The 4,814-nt window shown below is 68.0% G+C and carries 2 protein-coding genes; one reads left to right on the plus strand and one right to left on the minus strand.

Annotation, left to right across the window (positions count from 1 at the left end):
• A partial coding sequence (locus AX685_RS05340) for a penicillin acylase family protein (RefSeq protein WP_231738574.1) occupies window positions 1-1,379 on the minus strand: 1,379 nt, incomplete at its 3' end.
• Window positions 1,380-1,702: 323 nt separating this feature from the next.
• Here AX685_RS05340 and AX685_RS05345 point away from each other — a divergent pair.
• On the plus strand, window positions 1,703-4,792 hold the full coding sequence (locus AX685_RS05345) for a TonB-dependent receptor plug domain-containing protein (protein WP_066486205.1): 3,090 nt from the start codon (window positions 1,703-1,705) through the stop codon (window positions 4,790-4,792).
• The last annotated feature ends 22 nt before the right edge of the window (window positions 4,793-4,814 follow it).

A 4,814-nucleotide genomic window follows, 5' to 3' on the forward strand; every position in this document is an offset into this window, starting at 1 on the left:
GTGTCGGCATAGTGGAAATTGGTGGGCGACGGGTGCAGGCGGAACGCCTGTTTCAGCGATACCCAGTCCTTCGCCAGGTTGATCGCGATCATCGAGAAGGCGCCGCTGCCGCCCGGCTGCATCCCGATCGACCCCAGCACGGTCGCGCGGCGCTTGCCCGGATCGTGGCTGATGACCGGCCCCTGCGCCGCATAGCGCAGGGTGGCGGATTGCGGCGCGGCGCCCTTCACCGCGATCTCCACTTCCACCTTGTCGAAGCGTTTCCAGACCCCGGCGTGGCGATAGCGTTCGGCGTCCTCCGGGTGGAGTTCCAGGACGAACAGGTCCTGCTGGTCGATATGGAAATTGGTGCGGCCGAACGCGAACCGGTCGGTATGCCCCTGCATGATGCCGGGCAGGCCGGGCGCGCCGCCGCCGATCACGTCCAGCCCCGGCGCGGTCAGGTGCGCGACATGGCGCGGGCCGAACCCGCCGATGCCCAGATGCGGATCGTTGGCCAGGATCGGGCGGCCGGTGGCGCTGCGCGACGGCGCGACGGTCCAGGCGTTGCTGCCGGCGTTGGCGCGTTCCAGCGGCGATCCGGGGCCGGCGGGATCGCGCACCGGGGTTTCCGGTCCGAACGGCAACGCGCCGAGGTTCAGGACGCCCATGTCCGCTTCGGACACCGCGGCGACGTCCAGCCCGGCGGGGATGCGCATGACGTGCGCCGGGCGCAGCGGCGCGACGACCGCGTCCAGGTCCAGCAGCCCCAGCGCGGCGAGCCGCGCGCGGCGGATCTCGTCATCGACATTGCCGATCGACGCGCCGCGCGCCAGCACCAGGTCGCGCACGTCCCAGCGCAGCGGGCGCACGTTCAGGATCGTATATTCCGCGGGTAGCAGCGACGGATCGGCGGTCACTTCATCGATGCGTGCATTGATCCCGGCGCAATAGGCGCGCGCGCAGGCCAGCACGTCGGCCGGCACGCGCGCCAGTTCGGCATCCAGATCGCCCCGATAATGGAACAGCAGCGCATTGGCGTCATAGCGCGCGAAATCGGCGCCGAACGCCTCCGCCATCCGCCCCATCTCGCGCCGGTGGCCGAAATCGATCTGGAACAGCCGGTCGCGTGCGACGACATAGCCCTGCCCGAAAAAGGCGTCGGGGATCGAGCCGGCGCGGATGTGCGGCACGCCCAGCCGGTCGTCGACGATCTCGATCGGGGCGCCCGGCCCGGCGACGGTGACGCGGCGCACCGCCGCCGATGCGGCGGGCGACCGCTCCGCCCCCGCACGGGCGCGGCAGGCGGGGGCCAGCGCGGCGATCGCGACCGAGCCGAGCAGCACCGAGCGGCGGTCGCACAGGGTGCGGGTAGGGGAGGGGCGGGCGAACATGGGCATGGCTTCCGCTGCTGTGCCGGCCAAGGCTAATGCGCGGCGTGGCGCGCCGTCCATATGACAAGCGGTGGGCCGGGCATAAGGCATGGCTATGGCATGTCGTTCGGCGGCTGCCGATGTGCGATGGTATAGGCCGCGTCTATGGTCTGGCGAAGCGATGGAAGCGACGGAGCGCTTGACGCTGATTGACCGCGACCGGCACCTTCCGGTTCCGACACCCGTCAGGAATCCGGCAGAAAACGACCGGACAGCGGGACGATGTCGTCGCGGGAGGCGCCACAGCAAGGCCGCCGAACGGGCGGCCAGCGCGCCAATAGGGGGCTTTAATGACGGTTCAAAGGCAGTTCGAGCGCCGCAAGGCTTTTCTCTTCGGGTTCAGCAGCCTGGCGGCGCTGGCGCTGGCCGTTCCGGCGACGGCGCAGACGCAGCCGAGCAGCACGGCGACCGTCCAGACGCCCGAGCCGACGACCGGTCCGGAGCCGGCCGGTCCCGACGTCGTCGTCACCGGCACGCGCATCGTCCGCGACGGTTTCCAGTCGCCGACCCCACTGACGGTGCTGACGCTGGAGGATATCCAGAACAGCTCGCCGTCGAACAACATCGCCGATTTCGTCAACCAGCTGCCGTCGATGGCCGGTTCGACGCGCCCGTCCAACTCGCGGCTCAACCTGTCGAGCGGGCAGGCGGGCATCAACGCGCTGAACCTGCGCAACCTGGGTTCGGAGCGGACGCTGGTGCTGCTCGACGGGCGGCGCTCGGTCGGGTCGACGGTGACCGGGCTGGTCGACGTCAACACCATCCCGCAGATGCTGGTGAAGAGCGTCGAGGTCGTCACCGGCGGCGCCTCCTCCGCTTATGGGTCGGACGCGGTGGCGGGCGTCGTCAACTTCGTCCTCGACAAGAAGTACAAGGGGCTGAAGGTCCAGATCGACAATGGCGTCACCGACAAGGGCGACGGCTACAATTACTCGATGGCGGTCGCGGCGGGTACGTCGTTCGGCAGCGACGGGCGCGGGCACATCCTGCTGTCGGGTGAGGTCGCGCACGCCGACGGAATCTTCCAGGTCGATCGCGACTGGAACGCTACCGGCTACGTCCGCATCCAAGACCCGAACTGGACCACCAGCAGCACGACCCCGCGCTACCTGATCCGCCGGCAGGTGGGCGCTGCCAATTCTACGCCGGGCGGCCTCATCACCAATTCCGCCGCCGCAACCGGATCGGGAATCGCCGCCAACAGCCTGCGCGGCATCTATTTCGGGGCGAACGGGCAGCCGCTGCAATATCAGTACGGGGCGCTGACCTTCCCGTCTCCGACCGGCAGTGCGGCACCGTCGCTGACACAGGGCGGGTCGTGGCAGGTCAACGATTCGGGCCGGCGCATCGGCCTTGCCCCCGAAGACGACCGCTACGGCCTGTTCGGCCGGCTTAGCTACGAGGTCGGCGACGGCATCGAGCTGTTCGCCGAAGGGTCATACAACCGGCAGAAGATCTTCTTCAACGCCGGTCCCAATCTGGCGACCGGCATCGTCCTGAACGCCACGGGATGCGGGACGGCGGCCAGCGCGGCCGCGGCGCCGGCGACCTGCAACGCCTTCCTCTACAACACGCTCGGCCCGGCGGCGCTGCGCGGGATCACCAGCGTGACGGTGGCGACCACCGCTGCCGACCTGCCGTTCCGCGCGGTCGACAACCGTCGCGCGGTGCAGCGTTACGCGGTCGGCGCGAACGGTGAGACCGAAGCGTTCGGCAGCCCCGCGACCTGGAACGTCTATGCCCAGTACGGCCGCGCCGAACTGCGCGAGCAGCTGCGCAACATCATGAACGTTGCGCGGATGAACAACGCGACCGCGGCGGTGTTTGCGCCGGCGGGCAATGCCAATGGGTATGCCGCGGGGTCGATTCAGTGCGCGATCAACGTCGATGCCAGCGCGACCAACGACGACCGTGCCTGCGTCCCGCTCAACCGGCTGGGGATAGGTGTCGCCGATCCCGCGGCGATCAACTACGTCCTGGGCGACCCGTATCGCGACGAGGTGGTCGAGCAGTATAACGCCGGCTTCAACGTGTCGTTCAACCCGTTCCGTACCTGGGCCGGGGACGTGAGCGTCGCGGTGGGCGCGGAATATCGGAAGGAGAAGATCACCGGCTTCGTCCCGGACCAATTCCAGCCGGTGCCGATTCGCAATGCCGCCGGCGCGCTGACGGGCGCGACGAACCGCTGGTCGGTGGGCAATTACCTGCCCACCAACGGCAGCTACGACGTCAAGGAAGCGTATCTCGAAACCGTCGTGCCGCTGGGCCTGGGGATCGAGTTCAACGGTGCGGCGCGCGCGACGCGCTATTCGACCGCGGGCTATGTCACAACGTGGAAGGCGGGCGCGACGTGGCAGCCGATCGACGACATCCGGTTCCGCGTGACCCGGTCGCGCGACATCCGCGCACCCAACCTGAACGAGCTGTACCAGGCGGGTACCGCCAACAGCGACGCCGTGACCAACCCGGGCTTCCCCGGCAGCAGCCCGGCGTTCGTGCCGGCGGGTCAGCCGCCGCAGTCGGGCTACAGCTATTCCGGCTTCGGCACCGGCAATCCCAACTTGCGCGCGGAAGTGGCGAATCAGTGGAATGCCGGCGTGGTGCTGTCACCGCGCTTCCTGCCGGGCTTCAACATGTCGGTCGACTATTTCGACATCAAGATCGACAACGGCATCAGCACGTTCAGCGCGCAGCAGATCGTGAACCTGTGCTTCCAGAACCAGCAGGCGTTCTGCGATGCGATCTCGATCGATGCGGCGCGCACGCAGAACCCGGCGCAGCCGTACCTCATCATCCGCAACCAGCCGTTCAACGCGGCCACGCAGAAGGTGCGCGGCGTCGACATCGACGCCAGCTACCGCCTGCCGCTGGACAAGGTCTTCGCGAACAGCGACGGCACCTTCACGCTGCGCGGCGTGGCGACCCGCTATATCGAGAACCGCTTCGACAGCGGCGTGCCGGGGACGGTGGTACTCAATTCGGTGGGCGTGAACGGCGGGCAGTCGACCACGCCGACGTGGATTTTCCGCGCGACCGCCGCCTATGACACGCCCAGCTTCTCGATCACCGCGATCGGTCGCGGGGTCAGCGCGGGCAAATATGTCGCCAACGGCATCGAATGTTCGAACAATTGCCCGGCGAACGACCCCAATTTCTTCACCTACGACCAGAACCGTGCATCGGGGCTGTTCTATGCCGATCTGAACCTGACGCAGAAGATCGACATGGGCGGGGCAGAGGCGCAGTTCTTCGTCAATGTCACGAACGTGTTCGATCGCTGGCCGATGCTCCTGCCGGAAACCGGGCTGGCTGCGAATTCGACCTATTCGGACCTCCTCGGCCGGTCGTTCCGGTTCGGCATCCGCATGCAGACCAACTGATCCGATCGACAGGGAGAGGCGG

The sequence above is a fragment of the Sphingomonas sp. CCH9-F2 genome, assembly GCF_001556735.1.
Classification (GTDB): Bacteria; Pseudomonadota; Alphaproteobacteria; order Sphingomonadales; family Sphingomonadaceae; genus Sphingomonas; species Sphingomonas ginsenosidimutans.

Coding starts and splice junctions, on each gene's coding strand:
- AX685_RS05345 (WP_066486205.1), top strand. CDS start 1,703: ATGACGGTTCAAAGGCAGTTCGAGCGCCGCAAGGCTTTTCTCTTCGGG.